Source organism: Hymenobacter sp. BT491, from assembly GCF_014349165.1.
Lineage (GTDB): Bacteria > Bacteroidota > Bacteroidia > Cytophagales > Hymenobacteraceae > Hymenobacter > Hymenobacter jejuensis.
In genome coordinates this window covers 46,609-67,976 of the sequence record NZ_JACSJJ010000009.1, presented here as the reverse complement: position 1 = coordinate 67,976, position 21,368 = coordinate 46,609, and the positions used below count along the sequence as shown (strand labels likewise).

Sequence of the window (21,368 nt, the reverse complement as noted above, 5' to 3'; positions counted from 1 at the left end):
GGGTACCAGCTCAAGAGCGGACAACGGCTTCTAGATGGCGTCCCGCCCCGGCAAGCCGAGCAACTCAGCGGCGCGGCGCGCCACGGTTTTGACACTGGCGACATCCGGGCCGGTGATGGTCAGGTGGCCCATCTTGCGGCCGGCGCGCGCCTGCGCCTTGCCGTACAGGTGCAGGTGCGTTCCCGGCAGGCTCAGCACAGCGGGCCAGTCCGGCTCCTGGGGTTGACCTTCAGCGTCAAACCACACCTCGCCCAGCAGGTTGAGCATGATGGCGGGGGAATGCTGGCGCGGCTGCGGCAAGGGCAAGCCTGCCATGGCATGGACCTGCAGGTCAAACTGCGACGCGTCACAGGCGTCCAGGGTGTAGTGACCGCTGTTGTGCGGGCGTGGGGCCATCTCATTGACCACCAGAACGTTGTGCTCGCTGCCGTCTGCCACCACAAAAAATTCGACGCACAGCACCCCGACATAGCCGAGATGCTGCGCGAGGGCAACGGCCGCGTCGCGGGCCCTGGTTGCCAGGGTGGGCGGTATGTTTCCTTCGTAGGCGTGGGTCACGGCCAAAATGCCATCGACGTGCACGTTGCGCTGCGGGGCGAAGCTCACGACCCGTCCGTCCCAGCCGCGCGCCACCAGCACCGAACACTCGGCGGTGAGCGGCAGCAGCTTTTCCAGCACGCAGGCGACGCCGCCCAGCTCCGCCCAGGCGGCAGCCAGGTCCGCGGCATTCTTGACGCGGACCTGGCCCTTGCCGTCGTAGCCCATGCGCGCGGTTTTCAGGATGCCGGGCAGCAAATCCGCTCTTTCTTCCTGCACGGCCTGCAGCTGGGCCGGCGTCTCAATCACCGTATAAGGCGCACAACTCACCCCCGACAGGTCAGCGCAGGCCGCGAAGTGCGCTTTTTCCTCGATGCGGTTTTGGGCAATGCCCACCACGGCCGCACTAGGCGCCACGGGCCGGGTTTGCGCCAGCGTTTGCAGGGACTGGGCCGGCACGTTTTCAAACTCGGTGGTGATGGCCTGGCACAGGTGAGCCAGTTGCGCCAGCCCGGCTGGGTCGTCGTAGCCGGTCTGGATGTGGTGGTGACTTACCTGCCCGGCTGGGCTTTGCGCATCAGGCTCCAGCACGGCGGTGAAGTAGCCCAGGCGCTGGGCGGCATGCACAAACATCCGGCCCAGCTGGCCGCCCCCTACTACGCCTAGCGTAGCCCGCTGACCCGCCGCGTCCACACTGCCCGGGAAAATTGGGGTCATGCCTGCAACGTGATTATCGGCGCTCATATCGGCAGCGTCATGGCGCGCGCGGCTTCGGTTTGTTCGGCGCGAAACGCCTGCAGTTGGGCCGCCAGGTTCGGGTCGTGCAGGGCCAGTATGCTCACCGCGAACAAGGCCGCATTGGCCGCCCCAGCATTGCCAATCGCAAAGGTGGCCACGGGAACCCCTTTGGGCATTTGCACGATGCTGTGCAGCGAGTCCACCCCCTGCAAATGGCGGCTGGCCACCGGCACTCCCAGCACGGGCACGGTAGTTTTGGCCGCCAGCATGCCCGGCAGGTGGGCAGCACCCCCCGCACCGGCAATGATGGCCTGCAAGCCGCGTGGTTCGGCTTGTTCGGCGTAAGCAAACAGGTCGTCGGGCATGCGGTGGGCCGACACCACGCGCGCTTCGTGGGCCACACCAAACTGCGTGAGAATCTGCACGGCGTGCTGCATAGTGTCCCAGTCGCTGCTGGAGCCCATGACCACGCCGACCAGCGGCTTGCTCGGGGCGGTGCTGAGGCTAGTGGTGTCGGAAGTGGAATTGGTATTGCTCAACTATGTGCGGGGTCAAAAGTGAACGGATATTGCAGCCGCTAGGCTTGTTCCCAAGTACGGCAACTTGTTCGTCATGCTATATCTAGCGTCCGCTTGTCGAAGCGTGACGTTCTTTTTCAGCTAGGCTCTAACGGTTAGCGCTCCAGCAGGATTTCCGTGCCTAAAATCACCAGGTCTACCCGGCCCTTCAACGTCTGGTCGAGGAAGGGCGTGTTCTGGGATTTGGACTTCATGAATTCCCGCGTGAAGGTCGTCTCCGCTTCGGTATCGAACAAAACGCAGTTAGCTTCTTGGCCGACTTCGATGGCGGCTGCCGGCAGGCCCATCAGGCGGCGGGGCTCCGCCGAGTAGCGCTTCACCACCAAATCCCATCCGAATTTTCCGGGCTCGACGAAGTGGTGATAGAGCGACACCAGGGCCGTATCCAAGCCGGTGATGCCGTTGGGCGCGCTGATGAAATCCTGCGCTTTTTCAAACGGCGTATGCGGCGCGTGGTCGGTGGCAATAAGGTCGAATACCCCGTCGATGAGCCCCTCGAGTAGCGCATCACAATCGGCCTGCGTCCGCAGCGGCGGGTTCATTTTATAGTTCGTGTCGTAGTCGCCGATGTGCTCGTCGGTGAACAGCAGGTGGTGTGGGGTCACTTCCGCCGTCACCTTCACATCGCCGCGGGATTTCCACCAGCGGATGGTTTCCAGCCCGAGTTTGCTGGACACGTGCTGGATGTGCACGTGCGCGCCCGCCGCCCGGGCCAGGCGGATGTCGCGGTCGATGATGATTTCCTCCGCGCACGCCGGCGAACCCTTGATGCCGAGCCGATAGCTCATCACTCCTTCGTTCAGGGCACGCGGGCCGGCCAGTTCCGGCACCTCGCAGTGGCTGGCGAAAAACATCCCAAACTCGGTGGCGTACTGCATCGCCCGCAGCAGCACTGCCGGGTCGCTGGTGGTGTCCCCGTCGTCGGTGAGCATTTTCACCCCGAGCGTGCGCATGCCTTCGATTTCCGCCAGCTCCTTGCCCTGGCGGTCCTTGGTGACGCAGCCGGAGGTGTACACCGGAATGCGGGCCTTGCGTTTGGCATTGTCCAGCACGGTGGCCACCGCGGTTGCCGAGTCGAGGGCCGGACGGGTATTCGGCATCATGACCACGCCGGTAACGCCGCCATTGATGGCCGCTTCGCTCCCCGTGGTGATGGTTTCCTTGTTCTCAAATCCGGGGGCGCGGAAATGGACGTGGGCATCAAACATGGCCGGCATAAGAATCCGGCCGCGCGCGTCGATGACCCGGGCGCCCTCGGGAATGGCTAAGTTGCTGCCGATGTCCTGAATTTTTCCTTCGACAATCAGAACATCGCCTTCAAGAAGCACAGGTGAATTTTCGGAGGCGATGCGGGTATTTTGAAGGAGAAGCATGAAGTGATAATTTCTGTAAACCGCAGGGGTTCTTGAAGATGTAAAGTAAAAAGCAGAGTCAGCCGCTACGCTTGGCACTTAGGGCATAAGTAGCGTTGCGCCAGCGCGCTGCCGTGCGGCATACGATTCCTGCCTCGGGAATTCCCCGCCCGGCGTGAGCCAGTCGAGCACGGCCATGCGAATGGAGATGCCGTTTTCGACCTGGTTGGTGATCAGGCTGCGCTCATAGTCCATGACGGCGTCGCAGAGTTCAACCCCCCGGTTCACGGGGCCGGGGTGCATGATGTAGAGGCCGCGCTGGCGGATTTCCGCCAGCCGGGCGTTGGTGATGCCGTAGACCCGGTGGTATTCCCGGACGTTGGGGAAAAACTGCACATCCTGGCGCTCCAGCTGCACGCGGAGCAGGTACACCACATCGGGCGCCCAAGCCATGGCTGCCTCATAGTCGGTGAAGCGGCGGATGCTTTCCGGGATATACTTGGGCACCAGTGAGCCTGGGCCCAGATAAGCGACCTCGACGCCCAGCTTTTGCAGCAGGGTGCTGGTGGAGCGCGCGACGCGGGAGTGGAGAATATCGCCGATGATGAGGACTTTTTTGCCCCTCGGGTCGGGAAATTTTTCCTTGATGGTGAAGGCGTCGAGCAGGGCCTGGGTGGGGTGCTCGTGCGCCCCGTCGCCGGCATTGATGACCGACGCCGTCGTCTGGCGGGCAATCATGCCGGGCAGGCCGGAGTGACTATGGCGGACGACGATGTAGTCGGTGCGCATCGCCTGGAGCGTCTCGATGGTCTCGCGCACCGACTCGCCCTTGGTAATGGAGGAGTGGTCGACGTTGAAATTCGTCACCTCTGCCGAGAGGCGTTTGGCGGCCACCTCGAAGGAGGAGTGCGTCCGGGTGCTGGCCTCGTAGAACAGCATGAGCACCGACTTGCCATCGAGGGCGGGGATTTTCTTCACCGACTGGGTGAACAATTTTTTAAAGGACGTGGATTGGTCGAGCAGGAACTCGATTTCCTCACGGTGGAGGGATGCAATGTCGAGCAGGTCTTTACGTGCCATACCGGAGTGGAGGGAAAGGGAGGTCGTCTAACTAAAAAACGGAAAGGGGGAAGCCGTATCTGCCAGCCAGCCAGCGTTTGACGAACTCAATGGACATAAAAAAACCGTTTCGGAATCCGAAACGGTGGCGGGGCAACACCCAGGAAAAACAACAGAAATACCAGCGGCAAAATTAGGAAAACCAGTGGTGGTGAAGACCTTCCGGTCCACTTGCGGTTCCCTGCCGAGCAGGGTCCCGCGCTTCATTAACAGGTTTTGAGGCTGAAGCATGTTGCAAAGCTACGGCATTGTTGCGTATCCTCTGAGCAGGGTTGGCAAGAATTTCCGTTGAGGCGAACGGACGCATTGTTAACAACCGAGCAAAGAACCCTCGGTTTAAGGAATTAAGCTTTTCACCCGTCCTCCCAACCCAGGAACAGCCCGGTTCGAACTCTCGAAACCCACAGGCAAGAACTGACCGAACTTTTTGAATGAACGGAAACAGTGAAGGCACGCGGCTATTTAAAAAGCTTCGGTACTAATTCACACAGGTACAAGCTCCAGTTGGACCAAGTATGCCCACCTTCGGTTTCTCTGTATTCGTATTTCAACCCCGCTTCACCATACTTTTTTCGCAGGTTAACGACGGATGAATAGAGGAAATCTTCTTTTCCAATGCCGATCCAGTACAGCTTAGGATTGGCCTTGACAAGGGCTTTGATTTGTTGGTCGTATTCTTCCTTATTAAAATTGTTTAACCGGTTGTTATCCTGTAAACCCATGCTCATAACTCCGATGTAGGCGGCCAAGTTGGGGTTCGAGTTGGTGATGTGTTGGGTTTGCAGCCCGCCCATAGAAAAACCGACAATGGCACGATTGTTTTTATCGGCATACACTCGATATCTTTTTTCGATAAAGGGCATTACGTCGTTTACCAGGCTTTTTTCAAAGCGTCCGTCGCCCATGTTATTGACCCCGGCTTGGGGATTGGGGTTTACAGGACCGGCATTCGGGGAGGCAAATTGTTCGGGGTAGCCATTGGTTACTACCACAATCATTTCTTTAGCCTTGCCTGCGGCGATCAGATTATCCAAAACGGCACCTACGGGCCCCCGCGCGATCCAGGAATATTCGTCCCCGCCCGCGCCATGCAATAAGTACAATACGGGATAGCGCTTCGTTTTATTTTCCTGATAAGTGGGCGGCGTGTATACCATCATTCGGCGGTTCATTCCGAGCGTTGGCGAGCTATACCACACGGCTGAAATGGCTCCGTGCGGCACATCCTTTACCGTATACAAACTGCTTGGGCCGCCTACAATAAAGATGCTTTCGTAGCGGGTGCCGGCCCGTTCTGCGTAGGAATTGGCCGGATCGAGAACTTCGACGCTTTCCAGATAGAAGTTATAGCGATAAAAATCCGGATTGAGTTTTGACGTTGTAAAAGACCAGATTGAGTCGGTTTTCGTCATCGCCATAGCGCCTTCATTTTCTTTCATCCAGGAGCCTTTAATCTTTACTGACGTGGCCGCAGGGGCTTTCAAACGAAAGGTAACAGTGTTGTCTGCATTGAGCTGCGGCGAAACAAGGGGGCGTTTTATTTGCTGGGCACGCGCAAGTACCGCCCCGAGCACCAGAACCAAAGTGAAAAGTGATTTCCGAAACGTCGCGGTTCTCATCATGGCTTTTTTTGCAGGGTGTGAAATACTGTGGTTATCCAGGTGCTTGGGCAAGGCCCAATACCGATACAAATTACCTTACTTAAATTTCTTGGGCATTTACCAAGTAAGTATTTACTTGATAAGTAAGCTGGTCATTTTGTAAGAGAGGTGCCTTTATTTTTACCCGTTATAATTTAAAACCTCCTTTCTCCATTTTCCTTTTTTCTGTAGCTGGTAGTCGACCTAGCAGGCGAAGGTGATTGGTTTTAGTGGCTGTCTAGGAAAGGTAACTTGCTTCCAGAACGCCAGGCTTTCGCACAGCGCAGATGACCAATTCCTAAAACCCCAAACCCGCTCCTAGCCCCGGCCGAGCGGTGATCAGGGCCGTGCTGGTCCGCGCTATGCTACCGAGGACGGCGGCCCCGCACCGGAGGCGAAACAGGGTTCCCTCTCCCACCTGGCCAACAAGCTCATAGTGGATAGCGCCGGCACCGAGGCGAAATTACCGATGCAGGAGTAAGCGTAAATCGGTGTCTTCGCCCCCGCCGAAGCGGGGCAGGAGGTCGGCAAGCCCTTGTATCTGCAAAAGCGCCGGATCAAATCCGGCCCGCAGACGATCGTGCTGACGGTACCCGGCCGACCCGGCAGAGCAGGGGTTGATCCACGTAATCTATTGATTGACTGGCAGTTGACTGATAACTACAAAGTGGTGAAGTTAAGGCATTAGCCTTTTGCCAGCTTTGCACTGGGTAGCAGCACGGTTCAAGGTCAGGGCAGAGAACGCCGCCGTTGCGTAGACTTTGTAGTCTGCGGGGTGGGAAGTGCGGAATGCGGCCCAAGCAGTCCAGGCTCGGATGGAGACCCCGGTGCAGCCACTCCCAAACGTCCTGCCTTCGCCTCCCGATGGCCGCTTCAACACGCCGAGCGCCTTCGGCTGACAAATACTTTGAAATGCAAAGTACTTTTCTTTCTTTTGTACGGTAGCGGGGCGCGAACCGGATGGCGGGCTCGCGCCGGACCGGGCGCCCCGGAACCGGTTCCCAATCCGGTACTTTACCGTGCAGTGTTATGAAAGATGAGATCCTGGCCAACCTCGACAACCCCGGAAAACTGGAACGGTTGTACCGAAGCGACAAACCCGCGTTTAAGCGCGCTTTTGCGGCGCTGTTGCCTGACCTTCCCAACCACCCCTTGGTTGGCTTTTGGCGCGAGCGGTTGCAGTACGCCAGCAACGAAATTTCCTGGGGCACCCGCCAGGACTTGGTGTTTGTGGTGCTGGCTTCGCTCATCGCCTGGACGATTGCCAAGCTGCCGGCCTTTTTGCCGTTAGCCGAAGAGTTCTTTTACCCCCGAAACATCGGCTTTGTCGTTTTCCCCATGCTATCGGCCTACTTCGCCTGGAAGAACAAATTGGCCTCCAGCAAATGGGCTTTCCTGGTCGGAGCGACCCTTGCAGGGGTGCTTTTTATCAATTCCCTGCCCGATGTTCAGAAAAGCGACACGCTAATTTTATCCTGCCTGCACTTGCTGGTGTTTCTCTGGGCGGTGTTGGGGTTCGCCTTTGTCGGCACGCCGCGAAATGACGAGGAGAAGCGGCTGCGCTTTTTAAAGTATAACGGCGACCTGGTCGTCATGATCACGCTCATCCTGATCGCCGGCGCCCTCATGACCGGCATCACCATTGGCCTGTTCTCCCTGATTGGCTTTCGTATTGAAACGCTGTACAAGGACTACGTGGGGATTTTCGGGCTGGCCGCGGCCCCCATGGTCGGCACCTACCTGACCCAGACCAACCCCCAACTGGTGGGCAAAGTCTCGCCGGTCATTGCGAAAATCTTCAGCCCCTTGGTGCTGGTGATGTTGGTCGTGTATCTGGTGGCCATCGTGTATTCGGGCAAAGACCCGTACAACGACCGGGAATTCTTATTGATTTTCAATGCGTTACTAGTTGGCGTGATGGCCATCATTTTCTTTTCGGTTGCCGAAGCCTCCCCCATCCCCAAACGGCCGGCGGAAGTGTGGGTGCTGTTTCTGCTGTCGGCGGTAACCGTCTTGGTGAACGGCATTGCGTTGTCGGCCATTTTGTTCCGGATTTCCACCTGGGGAATCACGCCCAACCGGGCGGCGGTGCTGGGGAGCAATGGCCTGATCCTGATCAACCTGCTCTTCGTCACGGCGCACCTTTTCCGGGTGCTGACCCGGAAAGCGCCCCTTTCCAGCGTGGGGAAAGCCATTGCCGGGTACCTGCCCCTGTACGGCATCTGGGCTTTGATCGTGACCTTTGTATTTCCATTTCTGTTTGGGTTTAAGTAAGAAAACCGGGCGGAAAACTTCGGCTTGCCGGCCGCGTAAGTGAGAAATTCCTTCTGGCTGTCGTTCTGGCCCATGAGCTTCTTCCGCGCTCCCCTGCCCACTTTCCGTCCGCGTCGGGCCACCGACTTGGTCTCGCCCCGCGCCCACGCGGTGATCGACCGCCTCTGCTTCCCGCTGATGCTGGGCTGTGCGGCGTGGGCAGCGCGGCGCAACAAGCCGGCGGCCGTGCAGATCCTGGTCAACGCCTTGGGCGAAGGCGTGATTGGGTGCTGCACGCGCTTTCCCACGGGGCTAGTGCCGCTGTTGAGCTTTCGCACCCACGTGCGCATCGGGCAAGTGGGCGGACCCGTGTTTTTGGCCCTGGCCTACGGGCTCCCCCGCCAGGCCGGGGCAGCCCGCACGGTGGCCCTCTTTTGGGGCCTTGTGCCCCTCGTGCTCAACGGCCTCAGCGATATTTCGGACCCAGCGGTGGCCAGGGCCGCTGGTTTCGCCCCCGACAACGCCCCAACCCCCCTGCCGAATGCGTCCTGAACACTTCTTAGATCGGTTTGTGGACGCGCAGGAAGCGTCGTATGCCCACGCCTTGGCTGAGCTCCAGCAGGGCCGCAAACGCAGCCACTGGATGTGGTATATATTTCCGCAGCTCCGCGGGCTGGGCCGCAGCGCCACGGCCCAGCACTATGGGCTGCACGACGCGGCCGAGGCGCAAGCCTATGTGCAGCACCCGCTGCTCGGGCCCCGGCTGCTTCGCCTCTGCGAAGTCCTGCTGGCCCAGCCGAGCCGGGATGCGACGGCTATTTTCGGGTACCCGGACGACCTAAAGCTGCGCTCCTGCATGACCTTGTTTGCCGCCCTGCCCCACGCCTCGCCGGTGTTCCAGGCTGTGCTGGACCAGTTTTTCCACGGCAAACCCGACCCGCAGACGCTCCGCCTGCTTTCTTAACTCGAGGCGGCGGATCAGATACCGACTCCGGTCGGGCACGGGTATTTAGGATAAATTATTGATAATCATATAGTTAACTTGGTGATGCGCCAGTCCGGCGACCAGCTCTTTGTTGTCGAGGTTGCCGGCAGGTGTTTGAAACCGGTAAGGCCGGGCGCTACGAGGTTTCCGGTCAGCCCGAGGGCTACAACCCTGATCCCTCCCTTGCGGCCCAGCGCCACGAGGAGTTGCTCGTCGTCAGCTTTACCGGCCCAGCCGAGCATCGCCCAGCTCACGGACGTTTCCCGGCTACAACGGGCCGACAACCTGCCCGCTGAAACTGTGGAGTCGCTATGTGCCCCTGGGTGTCGTTCGCCCCGCGCCCCCTGCGCAGTATCCTCTACAACCTGCTGAGCAACGCGGTCAAGTACCAAGCAACCGGGGGCGTCCACCCGTCGTGCAGGTGCGGTGTCACCGCGCTGCAAACAGTGCGGTAGTACTTTCCGTGCAGGACAACGGCCGCGGCTTGAGCCCCGACCAGCAGGACAAGCTCTACGGCCTGTTCCGCCGCTTGCACGACCCCGTCGAGGGCTCGGGCATCGGCCTCTACATGGTCAAGCGCATCGTGGACAATGCCGGCGGTACCATTGCGGTGCAGAGTGCCCCCGCGTGGGCACCACCTTCACCATCACCCTCCCCGCCCTAAAGCCCGAGAAAGGACCGCCGGCCTCCTGCATTTTGGCTTTGACGTACCCCTCCCACAAGCCAGCTGGGCTGGGGCAGCTGGGCGTGCCCTGAAGAAAGCGTCCTGTGTTAGGCGCTCCGGGCGGGCAGTGGACGCGGCTGCGTGGCCGGCTCCGGCTAGGGCAATTCGACGAAAAAGGTGGTGCCTTCCTGCTCGCGGCTTTCCAGCCAGATGTGGCCCCCGTGCAGCTCCACGATTTGCTTGGCGATGAACAGGCCCAGGCCCGTGGTGGTCTCCCCGTGCAGGCCGGCGCGGCGCGTGGGGTTGAACTTGTCGAAGAGCTGCGCGTGCAGCTTGCCCGGAATGCCGATGCCCGTGTCCTGCACCCGGATGCGGGCGCGGCCTGCGCGGGCCCGCAGGCCCAGGGTGATGGTGCCGCCGGCCGGCGTAAACTTCAGCGCGTTGCCCAGCAGGTTGTCCAGCACCCGGCCAAACTTGTCCGGGTGTAGGGCGGCGTACACGCTCTCGGCCGGCACCGCCAGGGCCAGGGCAATCCCCTTTTCCTCCGCCAGCAGGCGGTGCCCCTCCAGGCGCGCGGCCAAGTAGGCGTTCAGGTCCGTGGGCTGCTTGGCCAGCCCCTGCGCGTCGAGGTCGCCCACGTAGAGCACGTCGTCGAGCAGCCCCGTAGCGTGGGCGCACGCGTGCTGGATCAAGGCAAAATAGTGCACCATTTCCGGCGGAGGCGGGCCGTCGGGGCTCTCCCGGCTGGCTACCTCCCGTTGCAGCAGGTCAGCCAGCAGCTCGATCTGGGCAATGGGAGCCTTCAGGTCATGGGTGGCCAGCTGAAGGATCGTTTCCTGGGCGTCGTAGAGGCGTTTAAGCTTGGCTTCCAGGCTCTTGCGCGCGGAAATGTCTTCCAGGATCGTATACCCCAGCTCCCCGTCGGCGTCGGGGAAAAGCACCGAGTGCACCTGGCACCAGAAGGAGGAGCCGTCGGCGCGCACCAAGCAGGTTTCCAGTGTGAAGGCCGGCAGTTGGTGCTCCCACAGGCGCTGCTGCAGCTCCTGCCAATCGGCCTGGAAGTCGGGGTGGGCAAATTCGCGGATTTTGCGCCCGACCAGTTCGTCGGTCCGGGTGAAGCCCAGCATGTGCACCACGGCGCGGTTGGCCTGGCGGATGGTCAAGTCGGCGGTGATGATTTTCTGACCCAGAGGCGAATTCTCGAACACAGTGCGAAACCGCGCTTGGCTAGGCGCCTCCGCGTCGGGCGGGGCGGCTTGTTGGGCCCGCAAGTGGCGGACTTCGGCGCGCAACGCCTGGTTTTCGGCCGCTAAGGAATCGGGCCCGGTGGGCAGGCGAGGAGAATCGGACATGAGCAAGGCTAAGGACTGCTCCCAAGGTACGAGGTTCCGCGGCAGCAGGGGGCCCCTGCGGGCGGCAGTCTCGGGGCGAGGGCGGCGGGTGTCACTTGCCGTACGGATCAGCTTAATGCCGACGCGGCGACCGGCAAGCTAACGATGAAGGCGGTAAACGAATCCGGCTTTGTATCGACGGATATGTTGCCTTTGTGCGTCTTGACAATATCCTGGCTCACAAACAGGCCCAGCCCCGTGCCCTGCGACGTGGGCTTGGTGGTGAAAAACGGAGAAAACAGCTGCTTCTTCTCCGCGTCTGACAGGCCCGTGCCGTTGTCCTGAATGATGATCTCCACAGCTTCCTCGGAAAAGGCGGTTTTGACCGTAAGCTTCGGCTTGAAATGCTCGTCTAAGCGGGACTTCTCTTGCAAAGAATACAAGGCATTGTCCAACAGGCTGAAAAGCACGGAGCTCAGTTCCGCGGGCAGTATCTTGACGACCCCATTTTTGGGAGGTATGCCTTTGATAAACTCCAGCGGGCACTGGCTTTTCCCGGCTTCGCTTTTGTAGACCACCAACTGGTTTTCAATAAACGAATTGAGGTCCGTCTCGACAAAAAGATCCGATTTAACCTGTAGCAATTTGTCCATGCTCCGAACGATTCTCGTCAGGCTCGACCCGTGCTCTTTGATTTTTTCGGTGTTGGTTCCGATCATCGTGAGCAACGGAATCAGCTCCGTCTGCACGTGTTCATCGGCGGCGTATTTATCAACGGCCAGCAGCTCCCGGCTTTCTTCGAGCAGCTCGGTGGTGATGCCCGCAAAATTGCTGACGTAGTTCAACGGGTTAAGCAGGCGGTCTACTAACCCCTTGGTTAGCTGGCCAATAGAAGCCAGTTTCTCCTGGCGAATGAGCTGCTCCTGCGTTTCTTTCAAGTCCGTGAGGGTCTTGTTAAGCCCCACGAGTAAATCGTCGGCCTTTTTCTTTTGCAGGAGCAACTCGCTGCTCCGGTCTTCCAGCTCTCGGCGGGCCATGGCCAAGTCGTTCACCATTTTATTGAAGGCAATTCCGAGTTCGCCGATCTCGTCGCGCGAATTACTGAGCACCCGCTGGGTGAGGTCGCCCCGGCCCACTTTCGTCGCGGCATCCCGTAGCTGCAACACGGGAATGGAAATGTTGCGCGCTAGGCCAAACCCGATGACGATGCCGATGCTGAAAACGACGAAGCTGAAAAATAACGAGGTGATGCGGATCTGCTTTTTGCTTTGAATAATCTCCCGGGTTGAGAACGCCAACACAATTTCCCCTTTCATACTCGGGGTGCTGAAACCCGCGCGCTTGATCACCGTGGAGTCGTTGGCGACGGCATTGACGTCGATCTTTTTTTGCTCCGGGTAAGTCTTAAAAACCGTGCGGTTTATGCGGTAGCGGGAATGCGTGGCGTTCCAAACCGTATCCGTTTGCACCAAGCTGACAAACTGCAACAGCGGGTCTTTCTTCACAAAGTCCATGGCCGTTTGCACCCCCTGGAAGTTCTGCTCGGTCATGGCAATTTTCACCCCCAAAGCGACCGTGTTGGCGTGGTTCTGCACCTCTTTGTTGAAATTGCTCAGCAGGTAGCGTTCCTGCACGGCGGGCAAATAAAACAGCACGAAGAAAGAAAATAGCAAGACGATGCTGGTCACCGTCATCCAGATCTTGGTCTTCACCGTCAGGCGCGCGCGCCGAACATTTTGCCAGAGCAGCGTCCAGTATAAGTTGTTAAGCATCAGTGCGTTACGATACAGAGTAGACCAAATCGAAAACGTTGTTATAACACCCGCTTGCCGTCGACGACGACGGTTTTGCCGCCCGCCGGCGGCTGGCTGACCACGCCAATGGCGCCCGTGGTTTGCGAGACAAATTCTTCCAGCTCCGCTTCGGAATTAAAAAAGTTGGGCGCGTCGGCTTTGCCTTGAAAGACCAGCGCCAGCCAGTACTTATTCAATTCGTTTGCGCTCATGTTGTAAATCTTCTTGCTGGTGCTCACCCCGATGGGCGTATTGCTTTTCAAGAGGGCGATCACCACTTTGCTCCCGTCCGGCCACCGCAATTTTTCGCCTTTCAGAACGGATTTAAGCTGTTCCATCTTCATTTCGGAGGGCACGCCCTTGCCGTTTGCAATGACGACCAGGTTCATGTCCTGCGAAAATGCGGGCGCGTGGCAGCCTAACAGAAGGATGGTTACCCGGAAAATAAATCGGCAGACCCAAGCCATACGCGGATGCATTTAAAAGCCAACGGCTACCTGAAAAACTATTTTGTCAAAGTCAGGGGTCATCTGACTTTTTGTGCGTTGGTATTCGAGTTTGAGCACTGCCAGATAATTTAATTCGTAGCGTAACCCGCCGACGAAGGATTGAATGTTGTTGTTTAGAAAATACACCTCGTGCTTGCGGTACCGGACGTCATCGAGGCGAACGTAGGGAATGAATTTATCGGTGAGCCGGACGCCCGCGTAGACGTAAGAGGCCATGGTGTTTTGCGCGCCCAGGCTGTCGGCTTTGTTGACGGCCATGCTGCTCTCGGCGAGCAGTTCGTACTTCTTCGAGAAGACGGAGTCGGTGTAGGAAACCGAGGCGGTCATGATGTGCTGGTTTATTCTGGCCCGGGCCAGCGTGTTCACCCCGCCCGAGTGGTTGTGCAGGGTGCTGCCCTTGGAGATGACGTCGCGGTACAAGGAGGCGCCCAGGCGCAAGCCGTCCTTGGGCTTGACGTGCACGGCCACCGTAACCGATTTGAAGGCGTTGTTGTCGTCTACATCTCCCGAGCCCAAGCCATTGCCCAGCATCACGTCGTAGCCGAAGCGCAGCCGGCCCAGATTTTGGCCCTGCAAGCTAACGCCCGTGGTATGGAGCGGGATGATGCCCTGCGAGAAGGCCAGGGGCCGGTCAATGGTCGGAAAGAACACCCGGCCATGGTGGTAGGTATCGTTCCAATAATTGACCGGCGTATGGTGCTTTCCGAGCAAGATGCTGTGGTTGCCGGCGTAATTATACTTCAGAATGATGCGCTCGATGCTGATGTCAAAATCCGTCGGAGAAGCCAGCGAATACTTGAACACGGTTTCGCCCAGAAAAGACAACCGATCGGTTACCGCCGAGGTGATGAACAAATCCTGTTCGCCCAAGCCAAAATTGACTTTGCCCTTTTGGTAGTAGCTGTACGCATCGGCAAAGCCCCGGATATCCGTGCGCTGCGCCGCCGCTCGCTGTATTGACCCCAGCAGGAAACCAACCAGTACTAAAATAACCAGCGTAAATTTTCTATTCATGCTTCATTTTTCAGGTGGCACCAAGCAGGGCAACAACGAAGGATCAAGCCCTTCTTAATGGGTTTTTCGACCGGTTAGGGGCCAACTAATTACGATAGGTTCTGCTTCGCCGAGCGGCCGCGAAACTCAGCAACAGGCACTGGCAAATGGGTACACCCAGTCAGAAGAATGAATAATCCATTGGGGCACCACCCGGCAGTTACCTCAGCAGCCTGGCCTTGCCGGCTTGCACCCCTGAATCAGCTAATACCCAGCATAATAGTAATTGAGCACACTATAATCGAAAGCGGTACAAGGTAATGGAATGTGAATAAACTTTATTAGAAATTTTCTACAGTTATTGCATTAAGGGGAGTTGCTTACGGGATATTCTTGAGCCGATTAACGACGCGACCTGTTCTGTTTTCCCTCCCTGTGGGGCAGGCCCCTTGACCCGCTTGCCACCCTTCTACCGGGATGCCCGCTGCCGTTGGGGCGCTATCATGTTTTCCGCAGCTCTTAAGCATACACACTGCGGCTTCGTTAAAATAGCTTTATGTTATAATCCATTGATTGCCAATTGATTATAGGGGCATATTGAGGATTTGACCCCGGCACATCCTGCCTTGGCTACCTGTTTGGGCATTCTGAAGTTTGCCACCGATGCTTGTCTTTCCTCCTGGTGCTGCGACTAAGCCCGACGCGCCGCGGCGCCGGCTCACCTGCTGCCGTTTCTGGGGGTGAGTGAAAGAACGGGCTGGTGAACAAGGGCGTACGGCCGTGTTGCACTAGGCGCAGGCTGCTTCGGCGGCCAAGCGCCCGGTTGCGCCCCGTTGCAACGGCCCCCATCCAAACAATCGGACTGGGTGAGTGGTCTTAAGGTGGGTTGCTGCGCGTAGCAGGGGCCTACCTCCTCGTTAATCTTACGAACATGAACATTGGAATTATTGGGGCCGGCCACATCGGCAGCGCCCTTGCCGTACGGCTCACCAGCCTCGGCCATTCGGTTTACATTGCCAACTCCCGCGGTCCCGAGACGCTGCAGGACCTGGCCCAAAAGACCGGCGCCACCCCCGTCACGGCCCAGGAAGCGGCCCGCCACGGCGATATTATCGTGGTCACCATTCCGCTGAAAAACATCCCCGACCTGCCCAAAGACCTCTTCGAGGGCGTACCGGCCGAGGTGCCCGTCATCGACACGAGCAACTACTACCCCATGCTGCGCGACGGCCGAATTCCGGAGCTGGAAACGGGCAGCCTTACCGAAAGCGAATGGGTGCAGCAGCACCTGGGCCGCCCGGTGGTGAAGGTGTTCAACAACATCTACGCCCATCACCTCGAAGGCAAGGGGCTGCCCGCCGGTACGCCCGGCCGCATTGCCCTGCCCGTGGCCGGCGACGATGCCGCCGCCAAGCAGAAGGTCATGGCCTTGGTAGAAGAGTTGGGCTTTGATGCCGTGGACGACGGCACCCTGCACGAATCGTGGCGGCAGCAGCCCGGCACCCCCTCGTACGGCGCCGATATGCCGGCCGATAAGCTGCGCGAGCACCTGGCCAGCTTGGGCACCGAGCGCACGGAGGCCCAGCACGCCGAGTTCCTGGCCAACCACGCCAAGCAGGAACAGGCAATGGAGGCGCAGGGCATCAAGCTCAAGTAGCCCGCGCGTCTTCCTATAATTTGTCCGCCGGTACGCCCCACCTACCGCGCCTCGACAGGTGTCGAGGCGCGGTAGGTGGGGCGTACCGGCTCCGGCAGGAGTTGCGGAAAGCGACGGCCCAAACCGCCGAGCGCATCAAAAAGTGGGGGGCAGTCGGAGTCAGCCGCTTCTTTGGTTAATCGCTGATTTTCAAACCTATGTGGAGCAGAATAGCGCCGCCACCGTAGACTATTCGGCGCACCGGCGCTACGGTGAACGCGTCTCTACCGGCTTTGTCGAGTCGGCAGTAAATCAAGCCCTGACCAAGCGCTTGGTCAAGCGGCAACAGAGGCAATGGACCGGCAATAGACCAAAAAAGGCGCGCACCTGCTCGTGCAGGCCCGCGCCAAGGTGCTCAACGCATAATGGGAAGAGTGCTATCGCAGGCAGCCCCCTGGCTTCCGGCCCCTGCCGACGGAAGCCCTACTGATGGCCGCTTTCCATAGTCTAAAATAGTACAAATGCACTTACAGGTTTAATACTATTACATACCCTCTACAGCTTTCCAATCGCCACGCCAAAATTATATACCAAAGATATGCGGTAGAAGCCCGCAGATCGCATTTTTATACTGTGTAAACCCAACCCTTTATATTTTGATTTAGCTTTTACTAAATCCATTACGGCTTAAAATAATGTTATTTACTATCAGACCCGAACTCCGTGATTCCCTTGACCGCTACTAATTCCTGTCACCACATCCATCCTGCATCCAGCAAGCCCTCTATTACAAAAAGCACGAAAAATATAGGCTGTAAACTTGCCGCTGAAGATGGCGCCTCCCTAGCCTTCGTGCTTTTTGTAATAGGGGCCTTGCTTTAAGGTAAACGGATGTATTTTTTCGTGCTTTTGGTAATAGCCCTGCCGTATGTACCCATTGCTTCCGGGAAACTGGCTACTTCGTAATCATCTGTAATACAGCAATTTACACAGAAATCATCATCCGGAGCCTATTACCAAAAGCACGAAGGGGCGCCGCGCCGCGCCAGATTTACGACCTTACCGCTGAACTCTACTGCGGGCGTTCCTTGGTAATCTATCCCAACAAATTCTTAAAAAACGTCCCCTTTTAAACGGTAGTTTTTCCTTATTTATAATATTACCTATTATTACGGGTTGCATAACTTCCTGAATTACAGCAGCTTAATTGCCAGTTCTATTACCAGAAGCACGAAACCCCTATTACCAGAAGCACGAAAGCTTATTACGGAAAGCACGAAGCGCTTATTACCAGAAGCACGAGACGAGGCGTTTCCCCTATTACCAAAAGCACGAAAGCCTATTACAGCATCATTTTTTGTAATACTTTGCTTTCCCCAACCCGCCTTTGATGTGTATCCGTTATGCAGGTAGACCTGTTCAGCCACGAAGCCCCCGAGCCGGTCAGCAAGCTGGTCGTGCAACGCAACGACCTGGTGAATGCCCGCTTTGCCCTCACCACCTTGGAAATGCGGCTGTTCATGGCCATGCTGGCCCGCATCAACCGGGAGGATACGGAATTTCACGAACTCCGCATTCCGGTGACGGAGGTGGTGGCCGTTTCGGGCCGGCGCCCCAGCAGCAACGACTACCAGCAGCTCAAGGATATGTGCGCCCTGCTGGCTTCGCGGGTGCTCTACATTGAACGGCCGAGTAAGAAAAAAAGGGCGGGCAAAACGTTGGAAGAAGCCCCCAGCTTTTCCAACACTCCGCTCATGGCCTACGCTGACTACAGCAGCGAAGAGCGCGCCCTCGTCGTGCGCTTCAACGACCGGGTGCGCGAGCACCTGCTGCAGCTCAACGACGGCAACTTCACCCAGGCCCAGCTCATGCAGCTGCTCAAGCTGAAAAGTGCCCACTCCTACCGCATTTATTGGCTGCTCAAACAGTACGGAAGCTTTGGCACGCGCACCATCAGCGTGGACGAGCTCAAGCGCGTGCTGGATCTGGAAGGGCAGTACAAACAGTTCCCCTTGTTTCGCCTGCGGGTGCTGGATCGGGCTCAGCATGAGCTCTCGCAAACGAACCTGGCCTTTGAATACGAGTTGCTGCGGGGCAAAAACAACAGCGTCGAGGAGATCCGCTTCCGCTTTGCTCCCGTGACCAGTGAGGTCCTGTTGCCTTCGCTGCCGGCGACCACGGAATGGCAAAAAGCCCTGCTGGAAGCGGGCGTTTCGGCCAGCAGCATTGCGACGATTGGGGAACTCATTGATAAGGGGGAAGTGGAGGCTGGGTACGTGCCGTACGTGGTGCAGCAGCAACGGGCCAAAAACAGCCAGGGAAAAATCAAAAGCTTGGCGGGCGCCGTTTTTACGGCCATCACGAAAGGCCACCTGGTGGAGGAATACCGCAAGGCGCTGCAGCAGCGGCAGAAAGCTACCGCTCGCAAGCCAACTACGGCCCCCCCGGCGCAAGTTATTCGCTACCGCCTGCAGGAGGCCCGGGAAGCTTTCGACGTGCTGCAGCGCAAGAATTCGGCCAAGGGGGCTACGTTTGAGGAACACCTGGAGCTCGTCTACCTCTCACAGGGATTTTGCCAAAAACAGGATGCGCAGGGAGTAGCCTGGCTCCTCAAGGAAGCCTGACCGGTTGGGCTTTCGTTCCCTCGCCCAGGGGCCTCTCCTCTTCTTTTTAGCCTGCAACCGCCACGGGCATGGATCCATCCTTTGTCATTTCCTACCGAACGTTGCGCAAGATGGTTGGCCTGTTGGGTATTGCCTTACCCGGGCTCCTGGTCGTGGGTTCTTTGGTGTTGGGGAATTGCCCCTGGCCTGGGCTGCAGAGCTCCATCAGTGGCTACTATCACACCGGAATGCGGGACGTACTGGTGGGGGTACTGTGCATGGTTGCTTTTTTTCTCTTTTCGTACCGGGCCCACTCCCGGTGGGATGCCCGAGCGGGCCAGGCCGCCTCTCTCTTTGCGCTGGGAGTTGCCTTCTTCCCCACTCCCCTAGAAAAGCCCTATCCCCTCTGCACCTTGGAACCCCGGGCCCTCGCCCCCTGGGTCGGCACCGTGCACTACATTTCCGCCGGCTTGTTATTTGGCGTATTTACGTTCTTCTCCCTGGTTCTCTTCTTCAGAACCGATGGACTCGTTACTCCCCGCAAACGGATCCGAAACCGGATCTACCGGGGCTGTGGGGTATTGATGGCCACCTGCATTGTCCTGCTGGGGGCCTACTTTCTGTGGGGGAGCACAGCCGGCTGCAGGAACTCAGGCCGGTGTTTTGGCTCGAGGGCGTGGCCTTGGTGGCGTTTGGGATTTCCTGGTTGACCAAAGGCGAGTTTCTGTTTCCGGATAGGTTCCAGGACCAGGAATGGAAGCGGGCGGCCCAACATGTCGGGCGGGCGGCTGTCCCCTCCCCTACCGTCCCCGGAGCCGGCCCCTCTCCTGAAGCAAGGCGGTTGCCCGGGGAGACAAAATAACCTGCTCCACTCTGCTTGGCGGGCGGCAGCGTGCCCGCTGTGCGCCAGAAGGCGTCGTAGGGCTCCTAGTAGTTGTTGATGGTGGGCGCCGCTACCCGTGGCCCTCAGCGGGGCGCCTACCGAGCTAGCCCAGGAGATGGATGGGGCCAGAGGCGCGATGGCCAAGCGATGCCCGTATACCGGAAGGGAAAACCAAGACGCAGTCGGGCTCGCGGGCGACCGTCCCAGCGGAGCGCTGTCCACCCCTTAACGCAACTTTTTACTGCTGCGCAGCAGCTTTTCCAGGGCGGCGGGAGGCAGGGGCTTTTCGGCGTTGGGGTACTTTTTTAATTCGTTCAGGAGCGCCGCTTCCGTCACCTCTTTGAAAAGGAAAGCCGGCTCCCAGTACTCAGCCTGCTTCAATTTCATATACGTTTCGCGGGTGACGGCGGTAGTAAAGGAGACCCAGACCGTCTGCTCCTCTTCGGGGAGCAGCGGCGGTTTTTCCGGCGTTGGCTCGATGCGCTCCGTGATGGAGGCGAGGACTTTGTTACCAAAGCGGGGCTTGCTTTTGCTGCTGGTGTCGCTCATAGTCGGGAAAGAATTTCGTGGGTGAGGGCTTGGTAGTCCTGGGCCCCGGCCGACAGGGGGGCCCAGGTATAAATGTTTTCTTTTTCAATCTGGGCTTCCACCAGGCTCACGTTGGGCCGAATCGTCGTGTGCATCACCAACGGGCCAAACACGGGGTGGGATTCGAGCAGGCTGACCATATCGCGCTGCGCCCGGCGGCGATCACTGCGGTTGTACTGGGTAAAAAACAGACCCCCAATTTTGAGGGTTTTGTTGAGTCGCTTTTGCACCTGCTGACAGACGTCGAGCAGGCCTACTAGGCCCTCGATGCCGTAGTATTCGGGCTGCGCGGGAATAAAGACGGCATCGGCGGCCGTGAGGGCCGCGTACGTCAGCTTGCCCAAGCCCCCGGGTGTATCGACCAAGCAGAAGTCAATCTCTTCTACTTCTTCCAGAACCTCCCGCAGGGCGTACTCCGCGCCGGGCTTCTTGCTGATGCGTTCCTCGACCTCGGACAGGTCCGGGGAACTCGGCACCAGGTAGAGCCCCTCCCCCACTTCCTGCACGACGTCGGACAAGCTGGCCAGGCCCAGCAAGACGGCCCCGATTGTTTTGCCCTCCGGCGCGCGGTACGAAAAGCTTTGAGAGAGATTGCATTGGCTGTCGCAGTCCACCAGGAGGACCGTTTTACCCGCTTGCGTCAGCGCATAGGCCACGTTCAGGCAGGAGGTGGTTTTGCCCGTGCCGCCTTTATGGTTGGAGAATACAATTGTCTGCATGGCTGCAATGTAGACAATAGGAGAAATAAGAACAATTATGAAAATTCAATCCATGTGAGACATTCTTACCATCGTTACAATTGTTGAAATTGTGACAGTGGAGGGAATTGTTACAATGGGATGTTAGTACTTGAGGGCATTTGTTGCCTAGCGATATACCTGATAAGAATTGTTAGCATTTTCACAATTGTAAAAATGGTTACAATTCTTAGAATTATTCAAATTGTTAGCATTGCTACAATGTCGATCATCTTAGCAATTGCTTAAGTGATTGAGTTTGGGAAGATCAGCTCGGTTTTAAAGAATTCAGGCCATTGTCACAATTGTGACAATGGCCTGAATTCTTTATCATAGCTACGTTAAGGGAATCTATATCTCGTCAGCAAGGGAACACCCATCCCGGAAAGCCTCTCCCGTCCGGAGGCGGCTTCGTTACCGTCGGAGAAA

19 protein-coding genes are annotated in these 21,368 nt (G+C 58.1%); 7 read left to right on the top strand and 12 right to left on the bottom strand.

Annotated features, from left to right (window positions below):
• Nucleotides 1–30 precede the first annotated feature (30 nt).
• From H9I52_RS22020 to H9I52_RS21995, 6 genes are all read right to left on the bottom strand, one after another.
• Nucleotides 31–1,254 (bottom strand): 5-(carboxyamino)imidazole ribonucleotide synthase, encoded by a 1,224-nt coding sequence (locus H9I52_RS22020; protein WP_222940608.1) that lies wholly within the window; start codon nucleotides 1,252–1,254, stop codon nucleotides 31–33.
• Nucleotides 1,255–1,277: 23 nt separating this feature from the next.
• Nucleotides 1,278–1,739 (bottom strand): 5-(carboxyamino)imidazole ribonucleotide mutase, encoded by a 462-nt coding sequence (gene purE / locus H9I52_RS22015; RefSeq protein ID WP_187455672.1) that lies wholly within the window; start codon nucleotides 1,737–1,739, stop codon nucleotides 1,278–1,280.
• A gap of 209 nt (nucleotides 1,740–1,948) precedes the next feature.
• On the bottom strand, nucleotides 1,949–3,226 hold the full coding sequence (locus H9I52_RS22010) for a dihydroorotase (RefSeq protein ID WP_187455662.1): 1,278 nt from the start codon (nucleotides 3,224–3,226) through the stop codon (nucleotides 1,949–1,951).
• A 78-nt stretch (nucleotides 3,227–3,304) separates the two neighbouring features.
• Nucleotides 3,305–4,285, bottom strand: a complete 981-nt coding sequence (locus H9I52_RS22005) for an aspartate carbamoyltransferase catalytic subunit (RefSeq protein ID WP_187455661.1) — start codon at nucleotides 4,283–4,285, stop codon at nucleotides 3,305–3,307.
• Nucleotides 4,286–4,312: 27 nt separating this feature from the next.
• Entirely contained in the window at nucleotides 4,313–4,555 is a 243-nt protein-coding gene (locus H9I52_RS22000) for a hypothetical protein (RefSeq protein ID WP_187455660.1), read from the bottom strand.
• A 227-nt stretch (nucleotides 4,556–4,782) separates the two neighbouring features.
• Nucleotides 4,783–5,997 carry an alpha/beta hydrolase gene (locus H9I52_RS21995; protein WP_262386188.1) on the bottom strand — a complete coding sequence of 405 codons (1,215 nt, stop codon included), beginning with the start codon at nucleotides 5,995–5,997 and terminating at the stop codon, nucleotides 4,783–4,785.
• A 996-nt stretch (nucleotides 5,998–6,993) separates the two neighbouring features.
• Here H9I52_RS21995 and H9I52_RS21990 point away from each other — a divergent pair.
• From H9I52_RS21990 to H9I52_RS21970, 5 genes are all read left to right on the top strand, one after another.
• The gene (locus H9I52_RS21990) at nucleotides 6,994–8,238 is read left to right on the top strand and encodes a hypothetical protein (RefSeq protein WP_187455659.1); all 1,245 of its coding nucleotides are present in this window, start codon (nucleotides 6,994–6,996) and stop codon (nucleotides 8,236–8,238) included.
• A gap of 39 nt (nucleotides 8,239–8,277) precedes the next feature.
• Nucleotides 8,278–8,769, top strand: coding sequence for a hypothetical protein (locus H9I52_RS21985; protein WP_187455658.1), 492 nt, complete (start codon nucleotides 8,278–8,280; stop codon nucleotides 8,767–8,769).
• Nucleotides 8,759–9,181: a DUF1810 domain-containing protein gene (locus H9I52_RS21980; RefSeq protein WP_187455657.1), complete on the top strand. Its 423-nt coding sequence runs from the start codon at nucleotides 8,759–8,761 to the stop codon at nucleotides 9,179–9,181. The genes H9I52_RS21985 and H9I52_RS21980 overlap by 11 nt, the downstream gene beginning before the upstream one ends.
• A 131-nt stretch (nucleotides 9,182–9,312) precedes the next feature.
• A complete protein-coding gene (locus H9I52_RS21975; protein WP_187455656.1) occupies nucleotides 9,313–9,498 on the top strand; it encodes a hypothetical protein in 186 nt (61 codons plus the stop codon).
• 17 nt (nucleotides 9,499–9,515) lie between these two features.
• Nucleotides 9,516–9,866: an ATP-binding protein gene (locus H9I52_RS21970; RefSeq protein WP_187455655.1), complete on the top strand. Its 351-nt coding sequence runs from the start codon at nucleotides 9,516–9,518 to the stop codon at nucleotides 9,864–9,866.
• Between the two features lie 155 nt (nucleotides 9,867–10,021).
• On the opposite strand, the gene H9I52_RS21965 is transcribed toward H9I52_RS21970, so the two are convergent.
• From H9I52_RS21965 to H9I52_RS21950, 4 genes are all read right to left on the bottom strand, one after another.
• Nucleotides 10,022–11,218: a PAS domain-containing sensor histidine kinase gene (locus H9I52_RS21965; protein WP_187455654.1), complete on the bottom strand. Its 1,197-nt coding sequence runs from the start codon at nucleotides 11,216–11,218 to the stop codon at nucleotides 10,022–10,024.
• Between the two features lie 107 nt (nucleotides 11,219–11,325).
• Nucleotides 11,326–12,969, bottom strand: a complete 1,644-nt coding sequence (locus H9I52_RS21960; protein WP_187455653.1) for a sensor histidine kinase — start codon at nucleotides 12,967–12,969, stop codon at nucleotides 11,326–11,328.
• 41 nt (nucleotides 12,970–13,010) lie between these two features.
• On the bottom strand, nucleotides 13,011–13,457 hold the full coding sequence (locus tag H9I52_RS21955; protein WP_187455652.1) for a hypothetical protein: 447 nt from the start codon (nucleotides 13,455–13,457) through the stop codon (nucleotides 13,011–13,013).
• A gap of 12 nt (nucleotides 13,458–13,469) precedes the next feature.
• A complete protein-coding gene (locus H9I52_RS21950; protein WP_187455651.1) occupies nucleotides 13,470–14,513 on the bottom strand; it encodes a hypothetical protein in 1,044 nt (347 codons plus the stop codon).
• 865 nt (nucleotides 14,514–15,378) lie between these two features.
• On the opposite strand from H9I52_RS21950, the gene H9I52_RS21945 reads away from it, so the two are divergent.
• Nucleotides 15,379–16,149 carry an NADPH-dependent F420 reductase gene (locus H9I52_RS21945; protein ID WP_262386187.1) on the top strand — a complete coding sequence of 257 codons (771 nt, stop codon included), beginning with the start codon at nucleotides 15,379–15,381 and terminating at the stop codon, nucleotides 16,147–16,149.
• A gap of 1,382 nt (nucleotides 16,150–17,531) precedes the next feature.
• Nucleotides 17,532–18,752, top strand: coding sequence for a replication initiation protein (locus H9I52_RS21940; protein WP_187455649.1), 1,221 nt, complete (start codon nucleotides 17,532–17,534; stop codon nucleotides 18,750–18,752).
• Between the two features lie 1,087 nt (nucleotides 18,753–19,839).
• Here H9I52_RS21940 and H9I52_RS21935 read toward each other — a convergent pair.
• A complete protein-coding gene (locus tag H9I52_RS21935; RefSeq protein WP_187455648.1) occupies nucleotides 19,840–20,163 on the bottom strand; it encodes a hypothetical protein in 324 nt (107 codons plus the stop codon).
• Entirely contained in the window at nucleotides 20,160–20,921 is a 762-nt protein-coding gene (locus H9I52_RS21930) for a ParA family protein (RefSeq protein WP_187455647.1), read from the bottom strand. The genes H9I52_RS21935 and H9I52_RS21930 overlap by 4 nt, the downstream gene beginning before the upstream one ends.
• Nucleotides 20,922–21,368: the final 447 nt, after the last annotated feature.